The organism is Bradyrhizobium sp. 137 (genome assembly GCF_023074095.1).
In the GTDB taxonomy this organism is placed as follows: Bacteria; Pseudomonadota; Alphaproteobacteria; order Rhizobiales; family Xanthobacteraceae; genus Bradyrhizobium.
Genome location: NZ_JADPKU010000042.1, coordinates 220,513 through 244,345, shown reverse-complemented (window position 1 = coordinate 244,345; position 23,833 = coordinate 220,513). Strand labels below are relative to the sequence as shown.

Genomic DNA, 23,833 nt, shown 5'->3' with positions numbered 1-23,833 from the left:
ATCAGACCTTCGGCCCCGCTTTTTCGTCGCCCGGAAGGACCGGATAGTCCGCCCCCTCCCACGGCGAGAGAAAATCGAACTTGCGGAATTCCTGGTTGAGCCTGACAGGCTCGTAGACCACGCGCTTCTCCTGGTCGTCGTAGCGGACCTCGACGAAGCCGGTGAGCGGGAAATCCTTGCGCAGCGGATGCCCCTCGAAACCGTAATCGGTGAGGATGCGGCGCATGTCGGGATGGCCGACGAAGATCACGCCGTAGAGGTCATAGGCCTCACGCTCGAACCAGTCGGCGCCAGGGAACACATCGATCAGCGAGGGCACCTGGGTGGTCTCGTCGGCCTGGGCCCTGAGCCGGATCCGCGTGTTCAGCGTCGGCGACAGGAAGTGATAGATCACGTCGAAGCGCTTCTCGCGATCCGGATAGTCCACCGCCGTGATGTCGGTGAAGTTGACGAAGCGGCAGTTCGGATCGTCACGGAGGTACTTGACCACCTCGACAATCTTGCTCGCGTCGACGTCCACCGTGAGCTGGTTGAAGGCCACCGCGTGACCGGTGGCGGCGCCCGGCAGCGCGCTAACGATCGTCTGCCCCAGGGCGTCGAGCTTGGCGTCGTCCATGACGTAAAACCTTAGCGTTCGATGGTGCCGGTGCGGCGAATCTTCTTTTGAAGCAGCAGCACGCCATAGAGCAGCGCTTCCGCCGTGGGCGGGCAGCCCGGCACGTAGATGTCGATCGGCACGATGCGGTCGCAGCCGCGCACGACCGAGTAGGAATAGTGGTAGTACCCCCCGCCGTTGGCGCAGGAGCCCATCGAGATGACGTAGCGCGGCTCGGGCATCTGGTCGTAGACCTTGCGCAGCGCCGGGGCCATCTTGTTGGTCAGGGTGCCGGCGACGATCATCACGTCGGACTGGCGCGGCGAGGCGCGCGGCGCGAAGCCGAAGCGCTCGACGTCGTAACGCGGCATCGAGACTTGCATCATCTCGACCGCGCAGCATGCGAGACCGAAGGTCATCCACATCAAGGAGCCGGTGCGCGCCCAGGTGATGAGGTCGTCGGTCGCGGCCACGAAGAAGCCCTTGTCGGACAGTTCGGAATTGACCTCAAGGAAGAACGGATCATTGGCCCCGACCGGCTTGCCGGTCGACGGATCCAGTATGCCCTTGGAGGCCGGCGCAACAACCGGACCCGTGGACGATGCAGGGTTCAATCCCATTCGAGTGCTCCCTTCTTCCATTCATAGGCGAACCCGACCGTCAGCACGGCCAGGAACACCACCATGGACCAGAAGCCGGTCGCGCCAAGCTTGCCGAACGCCACCGCCCAGGGAAACAGGAACGCCACCTCGAGGTCGAAGATGATGAAGAGGATGGCGACCAGATAGAAGCGGACGTCGAACTTCATGCGGGCGTCGTCGAAGGCGTTGAAACCGCACTCATACGCCGACAGCTTTTCCGGGTCCGGCTGCTGAAACGCCACGATGAAGGGCGCGATCAGCAGCACGAGGCCGATGAGGCCCGCTACCCCTATAAAGACGACGAGTGGAAGATAGTTCTGTAGAATGCCGCTCATGACGAGCCCTTTTTCCCGCAGCCTCGGGACAGCCACGGATTCGTCCGATTTGGAATTATTCTGAGCCTTAGCGCAGTGCACCAATGGGCGCAAGACACGCTCTTTTCAGGCCCTTTGCCGCTCCCAGAACGGTGGAAATCCCGGAATCACCCCGCGCTGGTATGGAGCAGATCAGCCGACCCAGCAAGGGCGATCCCCGATCAGTCCAGGCGCGCTCGGCCGTGACGGCCACTAATTGGGAAGGCGCACCTTAATCTAGGCCGAGGCGCAGCAAAGTCCAGATTACAATCAGGACAGGGGCTCCCACCGCCCCCGAGGCCTGGCGATAGAGCGGCAGGCCGGTCGGGCAGAGCAGCAGAAAACGGTCGAGATCAGGCTGGTTCAGGTGTGGACCGCGGACCAGAGCCTGGCCGTGCGCGCCTTCACGATTGCCGCCGCTCGCCCGCGCCTACCACTTGTAGGAGACGCTGGCGGTCACGCGCCGGCGGTCGCCGTAGAAGCAGGACGTGGCCGACGCGCAGCTCGCGACGTACATCTTGTCGGTCACGTTGATCACGTTGAGCGCCGTCCGCCAGTTCTGCCATTCGTAGTGGACCGCGAGATCGCCGAGCACCACCGCGGGTACCTCGAGAGTGTTGGCAGTATCGGCCCAGGAGGAGCCGACGTAGCGCACACCGCCGCCGAACCCGAATCCTTCCAACGGTCCGTCCTTGAACGTGTAGTCGGCCCACCCCGAGACCAGGAGTTCAGGCGTGTTGGTCGGCGTCTTGCCGACCAGCGCCGGATCGAGATCCTTGCTGTTGAAGATATGATAGGCCGTGAAGGCGCCGATCAGCTTCAGCTCCCTTGTGGCATTGGCCACCGCTTCGAGCTCGATGCCGCGCGAGGTCACCTCGCCGGTCTGGTTCTGCAGCACCGGCACACTGCCCGGCAACGTCGTCGCGACATTTTGACGGACCAGATCGAAAGCTGAGACCGTGAAATAGCCGTCGAAGCCTTTTGGCGCGACCTTCACGCCGATTTCGGCCTGCTTGCCGGTCTCCGGCAGAAACAGCTGGTTCTGGGCGTTGAGGCCGATGATGGGATTGTAGCTCGTCGAATAGGAGACGTAGGGCGCGATGCCGTTGTCGAAATTATAAATCAGCCCGGCGCGGCCGCTGAACCTGCTGTCGTCGCGGCTGGCGACCATGACGCCCGTGTCGCGGGCGTCCTGCGTGGTCTCGACCCAGTCATTGCGGCCACTCAGCACCAGCGTGAAGTTGCCGAGTTTCATCTGGTCCTGGAGATAAGTGCCGGCCTGCTTCTGCGTGATCAGGAAGTTCCGGAACGGAGCGCTCGGTAATGGAACCTGGGCCGCCCCATAAACGGGATTGAAGACGTTGATCGCGGGCACGCCGAACCCGAAGGCCTGATAGTCGTCGATCTGGTAGCCCCTCAGATCGACCCCGAACAGCATGGTGTGCCCGACTGGGCCGGTGTTGAAACGGTACTCAAGCTGGTTGTCGAGATTGGCCTGATTGGCCGTGTTCTTCGCATACCAATTGTACCGATTGAGAGTGGCCGTGTTGACGTCGGCCCAACCGTTGCCGACATAGCCGCGGTATGTGATGTCCACATGTGCAAAGCGGGCGTTCTGACGGAATGTCAGGTCGTCGGTGAGATTGCGCTCGAACTGATAGCCGAGCATCTCCTGCTCGCGCGTGAACTTGTCGACGCTGGGATCGCCGATGAAGAAGCTGGTGGGAATCTTGCCGAACGAGGCGCTGGTCACTGTGCCCTGGTAAGGCAGGAAGTTGATGCCGCGGGTGTCCTGCTTCGAAGCCGAGGCCAGCACCGTCAAGGTCGTGTCGGCATCCGGCTTCCAGGTGACCGACGGGGCGATGAAGTAGTTGTTGTCGGGCGTGAAGTTGACCTGCGTGCCGCCATTCTGGACCTGGCCGAGCACGCGGGCGAACAGCTTGCCGTTCTCAGGGCTGGTGGCGACCGGTCCGCCCAAATCGAAGCGGACATAGGCGTTGCCGAAATTGTTGAAGCCGGCCTCGATGTAGCGGATCGGCTCGGCAGGCGGCATCTTGCTGATGACGTTGACGATGCCGCTCGGGCTCGATCCGCCATACAGCACGGCTGACGGACCGCGCAGCACCTCGACGCGCTCCATGTTGGGCGTCTGGAGCTTCCAGCTGGCATAGGACGTGTAGAACAGCTGCATGCCGTCGAGGAACAGTCCGATGTCCTCGGACTTAAAGCCGCGGATTAGCCACCAATCGTTGCGGGTATCCGTCCCAAAGGTCCCGGCGCGCACGCCGGCGGTGTAGCGCAGGACCTCGTCGAGCTTGTTCGGCTTCTGGTCGCGGATCTGCTCGGCACCGATCACGGAGACCGACTGCGGCGTCTCTATGATCGGCGTGTTGGTCTTGGTGCCCGACGAGCTGCGGCCGGCGACGTAGCCGTTCACCGGACCGAGCGGCGTTTCGACCACGCCGACATTGCGCTGCGGCTGCGGCTTGTTCCTGTTGGCGGTCTGCACCGACGAGCGCGGCGCACGGCGCTGAGGGGTCGCCGCGGCGCGGCGGCGCGCTTCAGGCGCCGTGACCGTCACCGACGGAATGTTCTGCGCGCCACTCTGCGCCGATGCTTGTGCGGGCGATGCCTGCGGCACCAAAACCCAAGCGGATGCGGTCGCCAACACGGCCGACCGCAGCATTCCAAGACTATTCAACGCGCCACCCCAAAGCTGCATGTTTTGATGCATCATGCCGCCAGTCCCCGCGGCGACATGCGCTTAGGAGGACGCTTATGGGAGGGCGCGCGAATTGCCTAATTGAAAGCTTCTTAGAAAAATTCTTAGAAGCACTTCAATATCTTGAAAACCGGAGATCTCAGCGCGAATTCTTCCCGTTCTCGAGCATCTCGGCGGCGGTCGCCGTGAGTTGATCAATCTGCCGCAGCAGTGCGTGGAACGGCTTCGCTCAAATGATCCAGCAGGCGCCGATTGCGTTGCTGCGCGCCGACGATCGCATCATGCGCGCGGGGGATGAAACCATTTTGCGGAACCCGCGAAACCATCCGGAAACAGAGAGTGCCTAGAAGAGGAGCCCATAGACGACGGCAAAGTCCGTCGGGAGGCTCAGATGAACCACTCAATTCACTCTGCTGATCGCGCGACCCACCTGAAGATCGTGGTGGTGGCGCTGGTTGCCGGCATTGCGGTGGCCGGGTTCGGGATTGCAGCCCGCACCCATGCCGATTACAGCCAGACTGCCCAGTCCACCCAAATCATCAAGGCCGGCAAGCCGGTGGTGGTGACCAGCGCGGGCGCGTCGCAGATTCGCTGAGACGCACTTGACCGGGCTGACCAATGGCCGCCGCCGGGCGGCCATTTTCGTTTTCCAGAGCAATGCTTAACCGAGATGCACCGGCGGAGCGCAACGTCCTTGACTTCACCATGTCCCCCCTTTAAGTCCCCCCACGTTCCGCACGCGTTCAGCGCGCCACGCGGGAGTAGCTCAGTTGGTTAGAGCGCCGGCCTGTCACGCCGGAGGTCGCGGGTTCGAGCCCCGTCTCTCGCGCCATTATTTCAATGGCTTAGCGGCATGGCCGCCCTTCAGTTTCAACTTTTCCCCGTCCCGAGTTTCAACTTTCTGAGCTTGTTCTGTTCTGAACCGAGCAACCTCCGGCCGATTTTGCGCGCCTCATCGGCTGCCCGAACCGCCGCGATGTTCACCGGCATATAGGTTTTCTGCAGCTTGCGGTTTTGGTCGATGCTGTTCGCCATTTTGGCGGCAATGGCCTCTACGGGCGCTCCTCCGGCATTCGCCTCGACCGCGCCGGTTCGGCGCATATCCATCAGCCGGCGCATCTCGCCCTTGCCGAATACCGCCCGGCGCAGGTCCGCAAAATCGTCGATCAGGGAGTCCTTGGTGTATGGAACCGGGAGGCGCGGCCGACCGCCCTTCCCCGTAGGCTTGAAGCCCTTGGTCCGGAAAATGGGCGCATCGTCGTGCAGGTCGTAGTCCAAGCCAGCGACGTAGGCCTCCACGAGTCGCTGCGAGCGTGCTGTGAGCGTTCCTATCGCGGGTTCGCCGGTCTTGGCCCGGTCGCTGGTAAACGCCATGTCGGTGCCGCTGGTGACGGCCTGCGCGGGGGTAAGGGTGCGGACGTCGACCGGGGCAAAGCCGGTATCCCAAGCTACGGCAATGACGCAGGCCAGCCCCCGGTAGCCGGCGCGCCACGCCGCCTTAACCAGGCGGACGACTTCACCCTCCTGCCACGTCTCGGTGCGGCCGGGCACGCCAGTCTTTCGGATGATCTGTGACGGGTCCGCCTCGGGCGTACAGAGCTTCATGCCGGCCAGGACGTTGTAGAGCGCCCTCCAGATCTTTAGCGCACGTCCGGCCTCGCCATCGCCCTTCGTCGTCTTGAGCCGTCCGTACCACCGGTCCAGCATTTCGAAAGTGACGGTCTTCGGATCGACGTCACCAAAAACAGGATCGATGTATTTCCAGCCGCGGTCCCAATCCTCGCGGGTGCGCGGCGGCTTTGACTTCCATTCGTTGCTGCGGCGGAAACGCTCAAAGCCGTCGCCCACGCTGCCGGTGGGATAGACGCGGGCGGGTGCCTTCTCCAACCCCTTGCGGGCGCGCTGGTAGCGCTCTTCCCATTCTCTTGCGATAGCCCAAGCATCTGGGCCGTCCTGCCCGCAAGACACGATCTGAAAGCCCATGGCGCGCATCTTCGCGGTAGGAAGCCAATAGCCATGCTTCCCTTTGCGCACAACGTAATGCTTGAGCTTAATGCTTGCCAAGGCTCGCCAGTCGCTCCTCAAATACGTCGCGAGCATCAACGGCCACACCAACCGCTGCACCGAGACCGGCACGTCGATCTAGCCAAGCATCAATCGCCAGCAGGTCATAGTGTCCAGTTACGGGGCATGCGGCGGGAAAGCCAATTCGCTGAAGTGCGGATAGTTTTGTGAGAAAGTCAGACTCGATCAGGTGTAGGCGTCGAGCGGCTTTCTGCGGCGGCACGAGGCGCGGGTCGACGGGAAAGCGAACGGAGCTTCCCCGAACGTTGTCGTTGGCGGGAATGGGCATAACACGCCCCTGAGAAATCGAATTGTTCGGCAAACCTCGCCGGCCGAGCCGACGCACAAGGGGGATGGTGAACCGCTGGCGCTTCGCTGCTGGGTTTCAGCAATCCAGTGGCCGGCGATTCACCACCGCGATTGATTATACCATACCGCTCAGGCCAGCTCAGGCGCGGCGCCCAGCTCAATGATCTCGTCATCCGAGGCCCGCGCTGACCACATCATGCGCGCGTATTGAATCCGCAGCGCGCCCTTTGGGTCCTGGCGCGCGGCCCATTTGTGGAGGTCGTCATTCGAGGACTCCCCGACACTCCAATAAAGACCGCCGTTCCGGACAATGGGATCGCTGCCTTGAGCACGTAGGCTCGTATAGTACGTGTATGCGCAAAAAGACGTGGATGGATCGATACCAGCGCTAGCCTTAAGATTTAGATTAGTCATTTATAACCCCAGTTCGTCCGGCTCATTTGACCGGCCCCGAAACTGTGTTAACACGGATTCTATGAAACGCCAACCCGTGATAACACGGAAAAAACGGGGGCCGCCCGCGACCGGCAAGGGCACGCTGGTTGGCGTTCGCCTGCAGCCTGACGACTTGTCAGCCGTCGACAACTGGATTGCAGAACAGGACAAAGCCTCTACCCGCCCTGAGGCTATTCGGACGCTGATGCGGCAGGCGCTGAAGGGGAAGCCGAGGGGCTAGAGCCGAGGTCGCAGATTGCGCGGAGCGGGCTAGCGGGTGTGCCGGCCTGGAAGTGATGGACCCAAATTAAAGAGGCTGCCAATTGAGGCAGCCTCCCGCTCAAGTTCCTTGGTACTCTCGAATTCCGTGGCTTTTAGCCTAACTAGGCAATCATGCGCACTTGGAGCGCAAACGCTTCTTCGTTGTGCTTGCGATCCTCTTCAGCTCGCCTCTTAAGTTCGGCAAGCCGCTTGGCATGGCGCGATTGGACTGGAGTCGCGGCAAAGCCTTTGGCGGTCGCACGCTTCGCGCCAAGCTTGGCAATTGCTATGATCTGCTCGCGAGTCATGACCGACTCCTATCTGCTCCTAGTAAACGTCATGTTGACACACCTACCGCCCGGCTCAAAGCGGGATTTTAGCCCCTCCGGTAGAGCCAATAGTTCACTCCCTCCAAGTCTTGGAACTTTGTTTCGACTAAAAAACCATTATCTATCAATACGTTAGTTATCATCTCGTACTTTTCAAGGGCAGCCGCAGGCAAGTTCCGATAATAAGTTTCCATAGTAATTTTCTCGTCAGTGCAGGCTCGGGCCAACATCGAAACGCTTGCAGAGAGCAAGATCCTAACTTCTTCGCGTGCGTACGAAGGGACACACTCAAGCACCGACTCCCGTGAAAAGTCGAGACCTGTGACTTTCCACTCCTTCTCGATGTGGCGACGCCGTATCCCAAACCGGAGATCTGAAACGCCGTCGATCGATGGGCCTAACGTGACTGAGAAGAGGATCACCTCTTCCTGCTCCAGGTCGTACCCAAGTGCGAATTCAACTACACTGGTTCCCAAGTTGTCGACGAAAACGTCGGACAATTCGGAATCCAAATCATAGACATAGGCCATTCGAGCGCTTCCCCAGCCCACCCTAATAGTTGGATTAGCCGGATCGCGCTAGGCTCAGTTCATCACCGGGCACGGCCCAGGCGGAGCCTGCTGCGTCGCCTCTGCCGCAAAGAATGACGCCACGGATAGCGGCTCGCCGCCACTTGCCCACCGTTGTCTGTGAAAAGGTCGAACAACCACGGCGCGAGTGACAACGCGCTGTTGCGCCGACTCTGTTCTACGTGTGTTCTTCAGGGTGCGACGCGAAATGATTCGGGTCGCGAACCGCGCCCGGGCCTTTTCTTGGGGAATCGGGAAACCGGGCGCTCTCGCAATGGAGAACTATCGATGTCACTTTACGATGCTTTGATCAATCCCCCTTTTACGGAAAATCGCTCTCTGCAAGACTGGCAGTGGAAGTTCGAGTTTCAGCGATACCCGATTGATGCCAAGCCTTATGGCCGCGACTGCGTGTATGCTTTCGTCTCGTCTTACGGCTTTGTACACTACGTCGGCAGAGCCGATGATCTCGCCACTCGGATCGGATCTCATGATCGTATCGAGGAAGCCAAGCGCGATGGCGCGACCGAGCTATGGGTCCACCGTACCGACGCACATAGCAAGGTGCATTTTCACGAGGTGGAGCAACGGCTCATCCGAGCATTGTGTCCGCCCTTGAACAAGCAGCACAACTCGCTTGCAAGCCTTGGCGGCCTTCTGGGCCTGTCGGCTGGCACTAAACCAGAGGCGCCTTTCGGGCTGCTCAATGGCCTGAAGTTCTGAGTCTCGCAGCGATTTTCAAATAAGTCTTCGGGCGGGCTTTGGTTGGCCTCGCCCGAAGATCGTCCCTCGTTGATCGCTAAACCGCAGCAAAATGAAGCGCCCGATTGATCACCTTCGCGACTCCGCGATGTCCATGGACGTGGGACCGTCCGGAGGGCACATTACAGGAATGGTTAAGATCGGCGAGCGTCTTCACACCGTGAAGACTGACTCGATCTACCGGATTATGCTAGCCGACGAAATTGATCCTGATCGCACCAATATCAATGTGCCAAACTCGCAACAGAAGGTTCTGGACTACGGCTCAGACTCGCCGTTGGTGGCCAAAACGCTGCTGACCGGCAAGCAGCTTTTTGAGAAGGGCTTCCTAGGTCCCAACTTCGAGTCTACGAAGGCAATCGAGCTAAGCTTCGAATGTTTGAAGAATTTGGCTGCGATGTCCGACCTTGCAACGGATTTCAGCAGGCAGGACGATAACGAAGAGAGACGGCTTGCAGAGTTGCAGATCAAAGGCCGTTCTATAACGCTCCCATCGGCGTCCAACCTAGAGCCTCGCTGCAAAGAGTTCATTCAACGCGCCGATCATGCGCTCCAAGCACTCTTTGCAATTGCTTCTATGTTCTACGGCAGCAAGTTAAAGGGGTGGTTTGAAGGCCTCGCGGAAGAAGTATCGCGGAAACACAAGGGCGACAGCCAATACATTGGGCTGACGTCAGACGTGGCGAATTTCTGCAAATCAATTAGGATCACTCGCAACTGCGTCGAACACAGGAAACCAAACGAGCGGATCGAAGTTTCCGACTACTCCCTAACGCCGAATAACGAGGTGGCTCCTCCCACAATTGCCGTGCACCATCCCAAGTTTAATCAACCACCAATACCGGTTTCCGCCTACACGTCGCAGGTCACCGAGCATATCGCCGATACGTTCGAGATTCTGATTGCGTTCTTGTGTTCGAGAAATATTGATGCATCGGTGACGATTCCTATCCAAGTGGTCGAGCTGCCCGAAAATCAACGCAGCAATAAGCTTGTGAAGTATTCTTACGGTATGAATGGTGGGAATCAGATTATCCCACCGTGACGTGCTTACACGGACCCGGCCCGGATAGAATTAGGAACCTGAACATGCCCATGAAACCGCCCGATCCCCTGGCTGGTCTGAGCGCATCTATGCAGCGAGCGACGGAAACGATGCACAAGAGGCACAATCCGGCCGGCCACATGCTTGGACGCTTGCAAACTCTCATTGCCAACTTTCAATCAAAGATGTCCGAGGAATCCGAGATAGGAGTTACCGTTGTCGGGGGTGGCAGCGATGGGTCCTTCCATCTCCGTCAGATAAGGGCTTCTGATCCAGACATGCTGATTTTCAGCGGCATTGATGAAAGAGGGCGCAACGTCCAGTTATTGCAGCATCACAGCCAAATGTCCGTGATGCTCATTGAAATGCCTAAGATCGAGGAAAAGCCTTATCGAATCGGCTTCTGATAGCTTCAACCGAACATAAGATGCGCGGGTCCCAGAGACTCAAGGTTGCGGCTTTCAACCGTCATCAGAACACCCGCCCGCGTTTTCGCACTCCTCGCCTCAGCCGCGGCCCGCACGCGCAACTCGATCCTGAGCTGAGCGAGCAGCAGCGCGCTCCGCCCGCCACGCCGACCAATCAATCGGTACCGGTTCAATCCTTGAGCCGGGTTGATCTTCAGGCCATACGTGCACGAGGCGCTGCACGACGCCGCTCGCAGTGATCGTCGTCAATACGGCATGGCCGCCGACAACGTGACGCCCATCGAAGCGTTTGCGACGCTGAATCTCCATACAGTGAAGGAGATACGATTCAGGATCGACCTTCTCCAAGTCGGCAATCAAGTCATAGTCCGCGCTTGAAACTCCTCTAGCGACGGCGGGGGCATCGAAATGATCGGTAATTCTGTCAAACTCGCCGCAACGTGCTTTTCCTCAAACTCAGCGCTCTGTCTGACCAACAAAGCTTTTGGTGTGCCGGCCGTCTCTAATTCAATAGAATAGATCGCTGGCCGATCTTCTTTTTCATGCCAACCAGCCAGCACAACGCAAGATGCCGCATCTCCGTTGCGGTACTCGCGCGCGTAGCGCTGGAAATGATGAGTGATCTGAAGCTCAGCGGTTTTGATCAAATTGTCAAATGACTTGTAAGCGAGACGACCGGATAGCCATTCGCCGAACTGCGCCGGACCAGTCGCAGCCACGACAGCATTCAACCGGTACAGGCGATGAGCCTTATTGAGATTGACATCATCCGGGATGCCTTTGAAATATGAAAGTCCGTCCGTCAGCAGGAATGCCGCATTACTTCGAACAAAACCATTTATTGCGCTCATATCCGGACCTCCAATCTAGTGCGCGCCGCCACCATGGCTGTCGCGCCCTTACCCACTGCCACGGTGTCCGCGATCGACCTAGCCGTGTGCTTTATGATGGATTCGGTCGCGCGATCGTAAGCGTTCGCGCCACCATCACCACCGCGTGTCGGGAGTTTTGCAGCATTAGGATCATCTTTGTTGGCAGCGGCCGGTCGGGACGATGGTAGTGGAACGCCGCCTGGAAACTCGACCTTGGACTGCTGCTCGGCCGCAGCTTGCAACATGTCGCGAGCAAGTTGCGCTTTCGCGCGGATTAACTCAAGGGCAGCTGCGATCTCAAGATTCTCGGGTTTGCCCGAAGCGTTTAGATGTTCGATCGCGCGCGTGACTTGGTCGACATCTTGCGGCAGGCCGCGCAAGTCCTTTTGGAAGATGTCCGCTGCATCAGCCCATCTATTGAACACATCCTGGCCGCTACCAGGCTGAATGTTCTGCGAGGCAAGCGCAGTCTTCACAAGGTCGTTGGCTTTATCAATCAAATCATCTAACCAACCGCCAATATCGGCAGCAGTTGATTTGAACTGCGCAGCAAGTTGTGCAGAGGACTGCTTCCACGCTCGATCGAACGCGGCAGCCTTGGCAGCGGTCGCGCCGTCGATGACCGCACCAGCCGCCTCTGCCCCCTGCGCAATATCCTCAAACGACTTACTGCCGTTGCGAAGCGCCTCAACCCAGCTTTCTGAAAGGCCGAGCATCTGCGCGGCCTTCGTTTTTTCCGGCATTGAGCCGAACTTGTTAATCAGATCGCCAGCCACCACCAAAAGCTGGTTGAGGCTGATAACTTGCCCGTTGCGGTCCTTGTACTTGATGTTGTTGGCATCAAGCAGTTTCGTCAGAGAGTTTTCGTTTTCCTTGGCATCTGCGAGTAACGAAGCAACCTTGCGCAAGTCGGTGACCGCGTCCGCCGAAGAGACGCCGCCCTGCCCAGCCGCGAATTGGATCTGCTGGAATCGCTCGGCAGTCAGGCCGGTAAACTCTGCGTTCTTCTGTAGGTCGGCCAGCTCGCTGTTGACCTTGGTGAGCGCAGCGAGCAGCCCACCCACAAGGCCAGTAACGCCAGCAGCGGCAACTCCGAGCGACGCAAACCCTCCGGCAGTTGGGTTGATGCTCGCAAACGACTGCTCAATCCGATTTACGGCGCTATCCGCCATATCGCCGGCTTGGTTCAGGTCGCTTTGGAATTGATCCAACTTCGCGCCGAGTTGGACGACTAAATCGTTTGCCATTGGTATCCTGTCGGTGAGTACGCGCATGCTCGCGCGGGGTTGCGCACTACGAGCGCAATTCTGTGCCGTCCCTCGGACGGATATTGACCACTGGAATATTGACGATCAGGAGCGCATATAGCGTAGATGGCCAAATTTACCGCGATGCTTGAAGTGAGGCTGATCGCCCTTCTCCCGCAGAAGTGGGAATGGCAAGTGTGGAAGGACGACACACTGCTGATGAGCGGCCACGAGACTTCGCGCGAAACAGCCCAGATCGAGGGAAATAGCGCCCTGTTTTACCTACTTCGCTCACCGAACTGACAATTCGAAGCGCCTCAACCGAATTAGGTCGACTCCCTACTGAAAAGGGTGTCTAGTCGCTTCATCACCGCTCGGCCCACGGCTTCTATCGGTGACGAGACCGCCAATTGCGCTCCCGCCCAATCGAGCAGGGAGCATTGTGATGCGACATCATTTCAAGCCATCATCTACATCATTTGAATACCGTCTAGATCGAGAGGCGACCAGCTTGCGCAAGCAGGCTGAAGGAATGCCCACCAGCGTTCGGCGCGACGAGCTACTGCGGAAGGCGCGGCAGATCGATGTTGCCATTGAAATCAACGCGTGGGTGACCTCTCCTGGTCTGCAAGCGCCAACGTAATTTCCAGGCTCAAGCCACCGGATTGAAACCGCTAGCAGGCGCTGACATGCGATCGATTAGAAGATCTTTCGGCTCCTACAATCACAAACTGGAAAACGTGCTGCTTGTTGCGTTGCTGATTGTGACGACTGCTCTGTTCATAGTCTAAACTGCCCGGCTCCTATGCCGTTCCGGTCATGTTGTTATTCTTCGATAAGGTGCGCATTTCTTTCTAAAGCGTTTTCACAGTGGCTTTTGTGTCGGGGTGCTCATGCTTATTTCTCGCGCGACCCTTCTCGCCCAACGTCTTAGCGAACTCTGTTCTGAACTTTCGGAATTGGAGAGCCTTCGGCTTCAGATCAAAGAAGCCGAGAGACGCGTCCGCAGTTCTCCCGTATCCCGGCCGGCTCAGTGCAATTTGGTCAGCGCGCGTGCCGCGCCTCTGCTCCGACGATAGCGAGCGCCTTGATGCATAGAGGCTGTGCCGCGGCAGCGTTTACCCATCACTGACATGGAAAACGCCGCGAATCCTCTGGACGGGTGCTTCAAAGCCCTGAGCAAGTGGAAGAGATTCCCGGTTGGCCGCGCCGGTGCTACGCTTCCAGCCCATGAATTGGCACAGGGCGTATTTCTTAGCGTCGTTAGTCTGGCTGGCCATGGTCGCCGCCGCGCTTCTTTATTACTTGCTTTTCGCCGCTTGACCGCGCCCGGCAAGTCCGCGTGTGTAGTTCCAGAATTAACTCGGACCGCGCCCATCAAGCTTAACGGCGGAATGATCGCGCGAGCGCAGGTTGTAGCCGCTGGGCTGCAAGCATGGCGAAACGCAACCGTCAGAAAAGCAAGCCGGCACCGGCGCCGTTCGATCCGAAGATTGCGGCTCGATGGGCAGAAATCCTTCGCTTGCGAGAGCAGATCAAGAAGGCGATCGCGAAACGCAAAAAGAAGAGCAGACGGCCGCACTGACCGTCCCTGAGGGAGCGACCGATCGAGAATAGATCAGACTCGTCTCGCGGTTTATGCTATCGAAGCCAATGAGAGCAATTGTAGTCACGGGTTTGGTCCTGATCTGGGCCACGTCGGCCGCAGCCCAAACAACCGCGCGACAACAGGTCCAGCACGAGGTGATCTCACCGCCGGCTGCTGCACGAATGACAATGAGCTTCTCGTTTCTCAGATCAGAGCGCTGCATTAGCCTCTTCGACAATCCAGAACTCCGGCTTAAAGATGTTCCGCAAGGAGCGGCTTCAATCCTTGTGCTCTTTTCCCAGGCCGATCGAGAATATGGCGGCCAGGAAGTTCCCTTGCCTAAGAATGGCATCCTTCCCGCTGGCGCTCTTCGCACGTTCGCGCCTTGCAATCCCGGCGTCTACCAGTATGAGGTGACGGTCAAGTCGGCCGCTGGCGAAATACTAGCAAAGGCGCGGCAATCACGTTCATTCCCAGACGATCAGGAGTGGAAAGCGCCTCGTTAGCTAGCACATCCGTCTTGCTCGGATCGACCAAGTGGCCGTTGGCGCCGTACCGGTAAAGACGGATTGCGCATTGAGGTAGAACGGCGTGGTGGCGTTGGTCATGCGTCGGCGCGACGGCTTCATCGACGGAAAGATGTTGTTGATGTCCATCTGCCAATGCGCACATGGTGAGTGCTCGTCTCTGCTTTGATGCAATCATTTGATCTCATCCGGCCACCGCTTCAGCACTTTGATTTGGATACCATCAGCATCGATTTGCGTATGCTGCGCGAAGCCGCCGACAAGTCCGCCAACCGTCGCGCTGCCGAATGTACCTTCGGCGGCTCGGTTAAATCTTGCGGCATGCTGCTTCTCTAGCAACCGCAGTCCATCATCAGGAAAATGCATTCCCGATGAACCATCTACGCTAGGCCTGATGTACAGCTCGACTGCGGCTCCTTTGAAAAAGCCGTGGTCAAAATGGCATTCCGTGACGAAGATCGATGGACCGACATTTTCGGACCAACCCGCCAGGACGACGTCGCACCGGCCGGTCATGTTAAGGCCGACTGCCTTCGCCCGAGTGGAGCACGCCTTAACCAGATCCGGCATTGCATCTGCAAGCGAACGAAAATCGGCGAAGTGATTTTCCATCAGAAGTCCCGAAAGCAGATGCGGCACCGTCGACATTCCGGTGACCGCAAAAATTGCGTTGTGCTCCGGAATCGTGTGGACTTTGGTTCCCACGCCGCAAAGTTTAGCAGACATCGGGTCGTGCCAGGCGCCATCGGAAAAGACGTGAATCGAGTCTGAAGACTTGAAAGCCGAAATCGCAGTCATTTGTCCACGCCCTCGTCATCATCAGACCCTTCGTCAATCACCACGATTTCAGCTTCGTCGATGAAGGTGCTAGTGATGCTGAAAGTCGCGAGAACTGCGGTCGCGATAGCCGTAAAAATTGGCATTGAGATCTCCGTTCTGGGATTTTGTGGTCGGCTGCATGATTAACCAATGCAACCTCTGATACCCCCTCTTTTCAATTGCAGATGCGCGTGAAATGGGAGGGCGCCGGTCTCCGCGGGCAAACGGCCGAGGGAGTTGCTACACCCCTCCCCACCCCGGTGCTAAAGAATGCCGCGCGCTCGCATCTTCGCTTCAATGCGCCGCTTGGCTGCGATGCTGTTGCTTGATGCTCGGCTGATCTGAGCCGAGGTGTCCTTGCCGTAAGCGCCCCAAGGACGAGGCTGATCTCAAACAACCTAGCCTCGGTAATCAGTCGTTTCGGCATGTCGCCGTCGTCGGTCCACTCCTCAACAACCGGAGTAAATGAGACGCTGACTTCATTGACCGTGCCGTTGCCGACAGTCGCCAATGCCTCTTGTCCTAGCGGTGCATTGGGATCAGGTGTTAGCGCAAAATATAAACCCACATTGTCTGAACGCAATTTGAGGGCGCCGTTACTGATGCGCCCCAGTGGCCTGCTTTGATCGTGACTCCAGAGCGCGGCGACGTCTGGGTTCTGCGCGAGGTGCCTATCGAATGCACCACGCGCGAACCTTTCCTCGAAGAGCCCGGCGATGATCGCGGGTCTGTTCCATGAAATGGCGAATCCTGAAATAGTTTCAGCCATTGCGCTGCATCGCTCGCAATCTCTTCTCGCGCTTTTCCTGCATTAGTTTACGCGCGATCACGGCCGGCGAGTCCGAGCATTCGGAGTGTCGTTTTTCGCCGGGCAACTTGACGCTGCGACGCACAGGCTTTCGATCGCCAGCGTCGGAGGTGCGCTCTGATCCGTTAGACATTGTAACCCTTCTCTCTCACTTCCTTCAGAAAATGGAAAATCCTGCCCTCGCGGCGATCGCCCATGAAGTGTGGCGTAATCGGCGCCAGATAGCCGAGGCGCACGTCTTCACGCTCTAGGTCATCAATTAGCGCATCATGGTCTTCGCGAGCCGCTTCCAATGCGCGCGCGGCGTCACACAGCGCAGCGAGACGGCGCTTATATTCATGTCGTACCGCGCTGCAGACAATCTTGCTGGCTTTGTCTCGCGCCTCGCCGGTGCGGCGGTACAACACCTCCCGAGCATCTTCAATGTTGCTCATCTCAGTTACGATGTCGCGAAGTCGCTTCGACAGCTCTCCGATGCTGCCTTTCGCGGCATCACCAAGAATTCGGGCGACACTACTATTCAGGTGCTCCCCTCCAGCCGCTTTAGCGGCCTTGATCTCTTCAAGAAGTTTAGAGCGCTCGGTGTTGAGCTTCGCGTAATTCTGCTCCAGCTCCTGCCTCTTTGCGATCAGGGCGGCGAATTCAGGGCTAGAGTCAGCTAGGCTCGGAACAATGAATTCGTCGGCGGGTTTCTTCTTTAGGAGAGCCATCAGGCAGCAACCTTTCCAAACAACAGATCAAGAATGTCGGCGACAGCAGCGACCGGAATCGTGGTGGCTGTCCTGTGGCCGTCGTGTGCCCAATGGGCAGCGTTCGTACCCGGCTGGCGGAACCGCACAACGGGATCGCCACGGCGTTCGATCACGATTTCCGGCCACGATCGGACGAAGCTGAGGAAGGAATGCCGCGCCTTCGTATCGCCCCTACGGGCCATCTCGACTTCGACTGCGATTGCATCGGCGGCATTTCGCGGAATAGAATCCGGTGCATCGCCAGCAAGACACGTGCCGACCGGCGTCAACGCTCCGTAGGTATCGACAGACATTTCTGCTTGCCGAAGTTTCGGCGAGGTGGCCACAGCCATGACGAGCCGCAAGACGTCATCTTCACTCAACTCTGGTGATCTTGCTGGGCCACCAGCCGGGATCTTTCCCGCCTCACTAAGACGGCGTGCCACGTGTTTGACTCGCGCAGCGTCGAATCCGAGGGAGTCAACTGCGGCGAGGACGTCGGCGAGTTTCGCCACGTTTTCTTCTCCTCAATGAAAAATGTCGAATAGACGGTTGTTGGAATTGGCCGACTAGCGGCTTCACGGCTCTAGGCCGGAAAAAAGGACGCCGGCCGAAACCGGCACAGTGGTGCACGTCACGTAAGGGCAGAAACTCTGCCTATAAGGACTATAGAGCTTGGAGCGATTGCGAGCGTACACGTCCGGTCGGAATGGGACGCTAGCACTCAACCATTGGAAATTTGAGGTGGTGTTTCCCATTGCCGGCCCACGTCTCTTCCCCCGGAGGTCTAGATGCGGACCCGCGCCGACCACAGTGGCCAAAAATGGCCTAAGTTCACTTTTGCGCATTGGAACTTTTCTACTTGCTGCGCGTCATGTTGAGGGCTGTCGGGGAGCGCGTCTGTGTCAGAGCTATCGCTTGCCATTCTGGTCGTGGAAGACGAGCAGCTAATTTGGGCGCTTGTTGAAGACGCTCTTGTTGACGGCGGCTATGAAGCGGAGGTCGCAGCCACGGGTGAGGAAGCGGTTACACTGCTGCAGGGGACCAACAGCAAATATCGCGCGCTAGTCACGGATATCAACCTCGCCGGCACCGTGGACGGCTGGGAGGTAGCAAGATGTGCAAGAGCCATCGACCCTAATTTCCCCGTCGTCTACATGTCAGGCGCTAGCGCCGACAAATGGCCGATACACGGCGTTCCAAATAGCCTTCTCCTCGCCAAACCATTTGCGCCGGCGCAGTTGGTTACAGCCATTTCCAATCTGCTGAATGCAACCCCCATTCCCCCGGCAGAGTAAGGCCCCGTCAAGCTGCGGCGCGCTCACCCTCAGCCATGGCCACGTTCAGCGCAGCGACAGCCGCCCGCACTTCCTTGGAGGCCGATCGCTGCGCGTATTGGCCAGCAAAGCCCAGATACTCGCCTATCTCCGCAAGCGTGCTGTCGCCTGAGGCCATATCCAGCACAGTGCACACCTTGTGCCCCAGCCGGCTGCGCAACCTCTCAGTATCCTGCGCCCGAGCCAACTCCGTCTGAGCGTCGGGCATTTCGGCGTCAAAATGCTCGGTGTCGGCTTTCTCGATTTTGCGCGTGCGCACCTTGCCGAACTTGGCGTCCGGGCTAACCCATTTGCGTCCGCTCCAGACCTTCACGAGCTTGGCGCCCTGCCAGCGAACCATGCCATGCTCCGCCGCGTATTTGAGCTGCTTGGCGCTGACGTCGACCAGCTCTCTATCCATGTTGAGCAGTACGGGCTGCCCGCCGGCATCCGCACCCTCCTCGTCCGGCGCATCGTTATCATTGGCGGCAAGGCGCGGCGGCTCGTTCAAGGCGCGCCATAGTCTGAGGCCCATGAACGTGACCTCGTCTTTCTCCCGCTTCGCCCACGTTGCGCAGGGGAACTGCTCACGGTGTGCAGCGTGCGTAGCTGGTGCAGTCTCCAGCCAGGCACGGCGGGCTGCAAGGTCGGTGAAGTCGTCGGCCTGAATGGGGCCGTTATCGTTTGCGTGTTTCATAAGGTCTCGACGTAACAGTGCATATTGCTTGGCCGTTATCGGCTCTTGGTTTCGTCCGGCTGTTGCCGCCGGATCGAATGCTGAACGGGGGTGGATTGACACTCTCAGCCCACCACGCCTCCTACCGGTATGTGCACTTGCGGACGCGACGCCGCAGGTTTTCAGTTCGCGTCACCGGTGAAAATTTTCCTCGATATCTGCGGGATTTAGCGCGCGAGTGGGCGGCCGGTAAGCGGGGCGGCTTGCGAAAGGGATCAGGATGGCCCCCCGGTCAGGCCGCCGTTCGGCTGGCCGCGACGACAAGCCTCCACTCGTATGAATCGTCCGGCATGATCCGGTACCGGACGCGAGATCCGACTGACCGATCTTCCCCGCCGCATTCGGCCGCAAGCGCCGCTGCTGCTTCTGCTGACAGGTTCATCGTCGACTCGCCCCCGTGATTGTCGTGAAACTCCACCCGAACACGTGCGCTACCGTCTTCATCAGACTCACCAGACAGGATTGTCACCTCGCACCATGGGAGTGGTGCAGATCTACGGAAAGTCTTTGCAGCATTTCCGGTTGACATCATCACTTCTTGGTTTGCCAACCTCTCAGGTTCGCCATCCACGCCTAAAGCATCGTCAAGGCTTGCGTATTCGTCGCTGTCGATATGGCAGCGCAATGTAAACTTGGCACCACGTGCGCTCCGAAGGTGGGCAAGCAAGACGTCTTTCTCGTCATCGTCTGCGCCCTTCTTGCCGACATATTCAGCGTGGACGATGCGCCACTTCGCAAACCGACCTCCCTCAGAGGCATGCCAGCGCGCCGCACTTTCCTCTTTCTTGGCGCCACCCTGCGCGCCCTCAACAGGGCGCGCTCCTTTAGGGGCGCCTATATTATCCTCTGTAAGAGGATGGGTTTGGGGGTCACCATGACACCTTGGGTGTGCGCTTTTGATACCTTGGGAGCGCACTTTTGATACCTTGGGAAGGTCGTCATTTGCCCCTTGGGGCGGACCTGCTAGCCGGCCGGCCAAATGATAGTCGTTCGGCATGGTGACCGTGCTGGTGCGAAAGTCCACCGCGTGCTCGCCGCCGCTGAGTTCACGGAAGCGATCTGAACCTCGGTAATAGAGCGCGATGCCATAGCGCGTCGGCAGATTGACTACACCCCTTCGACCGCCGCGCCGTATAATCCAAATTCGTTCAAGCGTGCACAGCAGTTTGCGAGCGCGCTTGATTGAGGCCAGGGAAATCGGGATGTCACGATCTATAAACGTGTCAGCACACTCCGCATAGCCGTTCTTCCAGCTGTAGGAGGCAAGCAATTTCTCGAAGAAACGAGTTGCTGTGTGAGTGACCCTCGAATCTCCGTTTATGTCGTCACGAAGATTGGAGCGCACCCAGTAGGTTGGCGCGAAATCACGCTGCTTCTTGGGCATTCGTTGGCTCCAGAGAATCCTCGGGAGCCACGAAATCGTATCGCGCTGCGCATGCCTCGGCACGCCCCCAGATCGCCTTGTAGATGGGCTCGCCGGTCGCGGTGCGCCCCTCGTATGAAATAAAGCCCTTCTCGATAAGCTCTCGAACGGCTTTGCCGATCGTGCGACGGCCACAGAATGATGCGGCAGCCAGGTCATTATGGCTGATTGCACAATGGCCGAATGCCAGCGTCGCCTTTGCAATATAATGAGCGACCCGGCCTCCAGAACCGCAACGTACAGTCCTCCACACATCGGCGTTGTGGTTGCAGTACAGGTCGCACTCTTTCTCGCCAGACGGCATCGCTGACCGAACCTGATCAAGCGTCATGGACATCGCCCATGAAGGCCCCCAATTGTTGTTACTGTTGAATAGTGCGGCTCTGCTGGGCAGGCACTAAAGCGGGCCGCCCGAAAAAGCTGGGGGAGATAGGAGGCGAGCGCGGCGGCGGTAAAGGGCCGCCGGAAGATTAATGCCAGGACTTGCGCGGTCGCGGCGCTCTCGTTGGCGACCAAGTGGAGGTCTGGCAAGGGGTCATCACCGGCTCGTGAATTGCCCTCGACCTGGGCGAGCATACCCTTTCAATGCCCGTCCGCGGTCCGGCTAAACGCATCCATCCCAGGTTTGGCCTGCGGGCGGCTCTTTAAACGGTTTTTGCGTTGCCACAGTACTGAACTGGCCATTTTTGAGAAGCGCTAGACGGCGCTCATTTTTGGGAGAGTGACATGCTCCGCCTGACTGCCATTCTTTTTTTCGTGCTCACCTTTGCCGCCCAAGCCCAAACCAACCGCCAGGAATTGAAGCGTGCCGATCTAACCGGCACCAACATGGAAGTCATCGTCAGCGTTGTGGACGTGCCGCCAGGGAATAATCTCGCGCGCCACACCCACCACGGTGAAGAGGCGGTTTACGTGCTCGATGGCGCGACACTGGCGCTCCCCGATGGCAAGGAGATTCAGTTTCCAACTGGCGCGGCAGTAATCAACGCTCGCGACGTCCCTCATGCGGGCTTCAAGATTGCGGGCGATAAGACCCTGAAGATGCTAACCGTCCACATCATTGATAAGGGCAAGCCGATGATGGAGCCGGCTCAATAGTCGCTCCGCCTGCGGCTCTGATGTATCAAAGCGACCGCGTGCTTTGCGTGCCTCGGCTTCGAGCCCAGCCGTGCTTACAGCCTTCTTTTGTTCTGTTAACAACCTAAAGGTGAATTCTCCGGTTGTGTGGTTGTGTTCGGCGCAGCAGGCTCCTCAAGACGACTCCGGCCGAGGTTTCAACTTCGGCCAGTTTCAGGCTCGTTTTTGTTCCACGAAAGTTGAAACTCTGATTGAAGGCAGGAGCCTTTTAGCCGGCCTGTCACGCCGGAGGTCGCGGGTTCGAGCCCCGTCTCTCGCGCCATTTTGGCAATTCCTTCATAGTCTTAGCCTGAACTTCTCGACGCTGTCGCGTCTGCGGCAAGCCATGGACGACATTCGAGCCGGCATAGTCAGGCCGCGCCCGAATCGTCTACGCCTCCAGGAACTTGCGGGGTCCAGGGGTGTCCCCGAGCCACCGGCCAGAACGAGGAGGTTAGACATGGCGAAGAAGGCAGCCGCTCCCGCCACTATTACGCTCAAGCACCTCGCTGCTGACATCGCGGAAAGCCAGGACCTGTCGAAAAAGCGCGCCGAGGCCGTCCTGACCAACATGGTCGACCTGATCACCAAGCACCTGAAGAAGGGCGACCGCGTCCGGATCGTCGGCCTCGGCATTCTCCAGGTCCGCAAGCGCGCCGCCCGCACCGGCCGCAATCCCGCCACTGGCGAGCCGATCCACATCAAGGCCAGCAGGAAGGTCGCGTTCCGCCCCGTCAAGGAACTGAAAGAGGCGATCTAGCAATTACGCTTCGTGACGCCCGACCCAACATCGTTCTGTCCGCAACGCAGCCCGCTTTTCTGGTATACCGCCAGCTTCCCCCTGACCCGGCGGTTTGAGCAGAAATGTCCCCCCTCACCTTTTCGCATACCGTGACCGAGCGCTTCCTGCGCTACGTCACCATCGACACCCAGTCCGATCCGGAATCGGCGGCCTCGCCTTCGACCGAGAAGCAGAAGGAGCTCGGCCGCGTGCTCGCCGCCGAGCTCAAAGCCATGGGCGTTGCGGACGCGCATCTCGACGAGTTCGGCTATGTCTATGCAACGATCCCGGCCAACACACCTAAGAAGGTGCCGGTGATCTGTTTCTGCTCGCACATGGACACCTCGCCCGACGTCACCGGCAAGGATGTCAAGCCGCAGGTGGTGAAGAACTATCGCGGCGGCGACATCGTGCTGCCCGGCGACACCAGCCAAGTGATCCGCTTCGCCGAGCACCCTGCGCTGAAGAACCAGATCGGCAACGACATCATCACGACCGACGGCACCACGTTGTTAGGCGCCGACAACAAGGCCGGCGTCGCCGAAATCATGGATGCCGCGCATTTCTTCATCAACAATCCCGATGTGAAGCACGGCACCATCAAGATCCTGTTCACGCCGGATGAAGAGATCGGCCGCGGCGTCGACAATGTCGATCTGAAGAAGCTCGGCGCCGATTTCGGCTACACCATGGACGGCGAGAGCGCCGGCTGCGTCGAGGACGAGACTTTCTCGGCCGATGGGGCTACCATCACCATCAACGGCGTCAGCGCCCATCCCGGCTATGCCAAGGGCAAGATGGAGCACGCGATCAAGATCGCCGCCGCCATCGTCGAGCGGCTGCCCAAGGAAGGCTGCTCGCCGGAGACGACCTCAGGCAAGCAGGGCTTTCTGCACCCGGTCGGCATCGAGGGCGCGCTGGAACAGGCGACGCTCTCCTTCATCGTCCGCGACTTCAACGAGGATGGGCTGAAGGAGAAGGAGGTCCTGCTCGAGAACATCGTCAAGGACGTGATGAAGGACTATCCGCGCTCGACCTACAAATTCGAGGTGCGCGAGCAGTACCGCAACATGAAGCAGGTGATCGACCGTCACCCCCACGTCCTCGAATACGCCATCGAAGCGATCCGCCGCGCCGGTTTGCGCCCGATGCGCACCGCGATCCGCGGCGGCACCGACGGCTCGCGCCTGTCCTTCATGGGCCTGCCCTGCCCCAACATCTTCGCCGGCGAGCACGCGTTTCATTCGCGGCTCGAATGGGTCAGCCGGCAGGACATGGAGAAGGCGGTGCAGACCATCGTGCATCTCGCGATGATCTGGGAAGAACGGGCCTAGCGCCCCTTATCGGGTTGTGCAT

28 protein-coding genes and 1 tRNA gene are annotated in these 23,833 nt (G+C 58.9%); 11 read left to right on the top strand and 18 right to left on the bottom strand.

Translation table 11 applies throughout. The features are described from left to right. Window position 1: 1 nt before the first annotated feature. The 4 genes from IVA78_RS09000 to IVA78_RS08985 form a co-directional block, all read right to left on the bottom strand. Window positions 2–616 (bottom strand): NADH-quinone oxidoreductase subunit C, encoded by a 615-nt coding sequence (locus tag IVA78_RS09000; RefSeq protein ID WP_247277157.1) that lies wholly within the window; start codon window positions 614–616, stop codon window positions 2–4. 11 nt (window positions 617–627) lie between these two features. Next, window positions 628–1,215: an NADH-quinone oxidoreductase subunit B gene (locus IVA78_RS08995; RefSeq protein ID WP_247277156.1), complete on the bottom strand. Its 588-nt coding sequence runs from the start codon at window positions 1,213–1,215 to the stop codon at window positions 628–630. Further along, on the bottom strand, window positions 1,206–1,571 hold the full coding sequence (locus tag IVA78_RS08990; RefSeq protein ID WP_008136158.1) for an NADH-quinone oxidoreductase subunit A: 366 nt from the start codon (window positions 1,569–1,571) through the stop codon (window positions 1,206–1,208). The genes IVA78_RS08995 and IVA78_RS08990 overlap by 10 nt, the downstream gene beginning before the upstream one ends. Before the next feature lie 448 nt (window positions 1,572–2,019). Further along, window positions 2,020–4,275 (bottom strand): TonB-dependent siderophore receptor, encoded by a 2,256-nt coding sequence (locus IVA78_RS08985; RefSeq protein ID WP_247277190.1) that lies wholly within the window; start codon window positions 4,273–4,275, stop codon window positions 2,020–2,022. Between the two features lie 427 nt (window positions 4,276–4,702). Here IVA78_RS08985 and IVA78_RS08980 point away from each other — a divergent pair, with 427 nt between their 5' ends. Both IVA78_RS08980 and IVA78_RS08975 read left to right on the top strand, forming a co-directional pair. Then, window positions 4,703–4,906 carry a hypothetical protein gene (locus IVA78_RS08980; protein ID WP_247277155.1) on the top strand — a complete coding sequence of 68 codons (204 nt, stop codon included), beginning with the start codon at window positions 4,703–4,705 and terminating at the stop codon, window positions 4,904–4,906. Between the two features lie 160 nt (window positions 4,907–5,066). Continuing rightward, window positions 5,067–5,143, top strand: a tRNA-Asp gene (locus IVA78_RS08975). A gap of 38 nt (window positions 5,144–5,181) precedes the next feature. Here IVA78_RS08975 and IVA78_RS08970 read toward each other — a convergent pair. The 3 genes from IVA78_RS08970 to IVA78_RS08960 all read right to left on the bottom strand — a co-directional run bounded on the left by IVA78_RS08970 (window position 5,182) and on the right by IVA78_RS08960 (window position 8,239). Further along, complete coding sequence (locus IVA78_RS08970; protein WP_247277154.1) at window positions 5,182–6,375, bottom strand: hypothetical protein; 1,194 nt, start codon at window positions 6,373–6,375, stop codon at window positions 5,182–5,184. A gap of 1,127 nt (window positions 6,376–7,502) precedes the next feature. Further along, window positions 7,503–7,688 (bottom strand): hypothetical protein, encoded by a 186-nt coding sequence (locus IVA78_RS08965; RefSeq protein ID WP_247277153.1) that lies wholly within the window; start codon window positions 7,686–7,688, stop codon window positions 7,503–7,505. A 68-nt stretch (window positions 7,689–7,756) separates the two neighbouring features. Continuing rightward, the gene (locus tag IVA78_RS08960; protein ID WP_247277152.1) at window positions 7,757–8,239 is read right to left on the bottom strand and encodes a hypothetical protein; all 483 of its coding nucleotides are present in this window, start codon (window positions 8,237–8,239) and stop codon (window positions 7,757–7,759) included. A gap of 327 nt (window positions 8,240–8,566) precedes the next feature. Here IVA78_RS08960 and IVA78_RS08955 point away from each other — a divergent pair, with 327 nt between their 5' ends. The 3 genes from IVA78_RS08955 to IVA78_RS08945 all read left to right on the top strand — a co-directional run bounded on the left by IVA78_RS08955 (window position 8,567) and on the right by IVA78_RS08945 (window position 10,492). Further along, entirely contained in the window at window positions 8,567–9,001 is a 435-nt protein-coding gene (locus IVA78_RS08955; RefSeq protein WP_247459926.1) for a hypothetical protein, read from the top strand. 127 nt (window positions 9,002–9,128) lie between these two features. After that, window positions 9,129–10,085, top strand: coding sequence for a hypothetical protein (locus tag IVA78_RS08950; RefSeq protein WP_247277150.1), 957 nt, complete (start codon window positions 9,129–9,131; stop codon window positions 10,083–10,085). A 44-nt stretch (window positions 10,086–10,129) separates the two neighbouring features. Continuing rightward, the gene (locus tag IVA78_RS08945) at window positions 10,130–10,492 is read left to right on the top strand and encodes a hypothetical protein (protein ID WP_247277149.1); all 363 of its coding nucleotides are present in this window, start codon (window positions 10,130–10,132) and stop codon (window positions 10,490–10,492) included. Window positions 10,493–10,869: 377 nt separating this feature from the next. Here IVA78_RS08945 and IVA78_RS08940 read toward each other — a convergent pair whose 3' ends face one another. Together IVA78_RS08940 and IVA78_RS08935 are read right to left on the bottom strand one after the other, a co-directional pair. Next, on the bottom strand, window positions 10,870–11,364 hold the full coding sequence (locus IVA78_RS08940) for a hypothetical protein (RefSeq protein ID WP_247465024.1): 495 nt from the start codon (window positions 11,362–11,364) through the stop codon (window positions 10,870–10,872). Next, a complete protein-coding gene (locus IVA78_RS08935; protein WP_247465021.1) occupies window positions 11,361–12,632 on the bottom strand; it encodes a hypothetical protein in 1,272 nt (423 codons plus the stop codon). Before IVA78_RS08935 ends, IVA78_RS08940 begins: the two co-directional genes overlap by 4 nt. Window positions 12,633–12,758: 126 nt before the next feature. Between IVA78_RS08935 and IVA78_RS08930 the strand changes: the two genes are divergently transcribed. Together IVA78_RS08930 and IVA78_RS08925 are read left to right on the top strand one after the other, a co-directional pair. After that, window positions 12,759–12,935, top strand: a complete 177-nt coding sequence (locus IVA78_RS08930; RefSeq protein ID WP_247277146.1) for a hypothetical protein — start codon at window positions 12,759–12,761, stop codon at window positions 12,933–12,935. Between the two features lie 142 nt (window positions 12,936–13,077). Further along, window positions 13,078–13,275 carry a hypothetical protein gene (locus IVA78_RS08925; RefSeq protein WP_247277145.1) on the top strand — a complete coding sequence of 66 codons (198 nt, stop codon included), beginning with the start codon at window positions 13,078–13,080 and terminating at the stop codon, window positions 13,273–13,275. Window positions 13,276–14,640: 1,365 nt separating this feature from the next. Here IVA78_RS08925 and IVA78_RS08920 read toward each other — a convergent pair. The 6 genes from IVA78_RS08920 to IVA78_RS08900 form a co-directional block, all read right to left on the bottom strand. Beyond that, window positions 14,641–14,925, bottom strand: a complete 285-nt coding sequence (locus IVA78_RS08920; RefSeq protein ID WP_247277144.1) for a hypothetical protein — start codon at window positions 14,923–14,925, stop codon at window positions 14,641–14,643. Further along, the gene (locus IVA78_RS08915; RefSeq protein WP_247277143.1) at window positions 14,922–15,545 is read right to left on the bottom strand and encodes a hypothetical protein; all 624 of its coding nucleotides are present in this window, start codon (window positions 15,543–15,545) and stop codon (window positions 14,922–14,924) included. The genes IVA78_RS08920 and IVA78_RS08915 overlap by 4 nt, the downstream gene beginning before the upstream one ends. Then, window positions 15,542–15,670: a hypothetical protein gene (locus tag IVA78_RS34370; RefSeq protein ID WP_256464556.1), complete on the bottom strand. Its 129-nt coding sequence runs from the start codon at window positions 15,668–15,670 to the stop codon at window positions 15,542–15,544. The genes IVA78_RS08915 and IVA78_RS34370 overlap by 4 nt, the downstream gene beginning before the upstream one ends. Window positions 15,671–15,741: 71 nt before the next feature. Continuing rightward, a complete protein-coding gene (locus IVA78_RS08910; RefSeq protein WP_247465018.1) occupies window positions 15,742–16,335 on the bottom strand; it encodes an HK97 family phage prohead protease in 594 nt (197 codons plus the stop codon). A 164-nt stretch (window positions 16,336–16,499) separates the two neighbouring features. Continuing rightward, entirely contained in the window at window positions 16,500–17,084 is a 585-nt protein-coding gene (locus IVA78_RS08905; RefSeq protein ID WP_247277141.1) for a hypothetical protein, read from the bottom strand. After that, window positions 17,084–17,620: a hypothetical protein gene (locus tag IVA78_RS08900; protein WP_247277140.1), complete on the bottom strand. Its 537-nt coding sequence runs from the start codon at window positions 17,618–17,620 to the stop codon at window positions 17,084–17,086. Before IVA78_RS08900 ends, IVA78_RS08905 begins: the two co-directional genes overlap by 1 nt. Before the next feature lie 387 nt (window positions 17,621–18,007). Here IVA78_RS08900 and IVA78_RS08895 point away from each other — a divergent pair, with 387 nt between their 5' ends. Next, window positions 18,008–18,403 carry a response regulator gene (locus IVA78_RS08895; protein WP_247277139.1) on the top strand — a complete coding sequence of 132 codons (396 nt, stop codon included), beginning with the start codon at window positions 18,008–18,010 and terminating at the stop codon, window positions 18,401–18,403. Window positions 18,404–18,410: 7 nt separating this feature from the next. On the opposite strand, the gene IVA78_RS08890 is transcribed toward IVA78_RS08895, so the two are convergent. From IVA78_RS08890 to IVA78_RS08880, 3 genes are all read right to left on the bottom strand, one after another. Then, a complete protein-coding gene (locus tag IVA78_RS08890) occupies window positions 18,411–19,118 on the bottom strand; it encodes a hypothetical protein (RefSeq protein ID WP_247465015.1) in 708 nt (235 codons plus the stop codon). A gap of 271 nt (window positions 19,119–19,389) precedes the next feature. Next, complete coding sequence (locus tag IVA78_RS08885; protein WP_247277137.1) at window positions 19,390–20,541, bottom strand: hypothetical protein; 1,152 nt, start codon at window positions 20,539–20,541, stop codon at window positions 19,390–19,392. Then, window positions 20,522–20,911 carry a helix-turn-helix domain-containing protein gene (locus tag IVA78_RS08880; RefSeq protein ID WP_247277136.1) on the bottom strand — a complete coding sequence of 130 codons (390 nt, stop codon included), beginning with the start codon at window positions 20,909–20,911 and terminating at the stop codon, window positions 20,522–20,524. The genes IVA78_RS08885 and IVA78_RS08880 overlap by 20 nt, the downstream gene beginning before the upstream one ends. 395 nt (window positions 20,912–21,306) lie before the next feature. On the opposite strand from IVA78_RS08880, the gene IVA78_RS08875 reads away from it, so the two are divergent. From IVA78_RS08875 to pepT, 3 genes are all read left to right on the top strand, one after another. Then, window positions 21,307–21,678, top strand: coding sequence for a cupin domain-containing protein (locus tag IVA78_RS08875; RefSeq protein ID WP_247277135.1), 372 nt, complete (start codon window positions 21,307–21,309; stop codon window positions 21,676–21,678). 478 nt (window positions 21,679–22,156) lie between these two features. Beyond that, window positions 22,157–22,456 carry an HU family DNA-binding protein gene (locus IVA78_RS08870; protein WP_247277134.1) on the top strand — a complete coding sequence of 100 codons (300 nt, stop codon included), beginning with the start codon at window positions 22,157–22,159 and terminating at the stop codon, window positions 22,454–22,456. Window positions 22,457–22,560: 104 nt separating this feature from the next. After that, window positions 22,561–23,811: a peptidase T gene (pepT, locus tag IVA78_RS08865; protein ID WP_247277133.1), complete on the top strand. Its 1,251-nt coding sequence runs from the start codon at window positions 22,561–22,563 to the stop codon at window positions 23,809–23,811. Window positions 23,812–23,833: the final 22 nt, after the last annotated feature.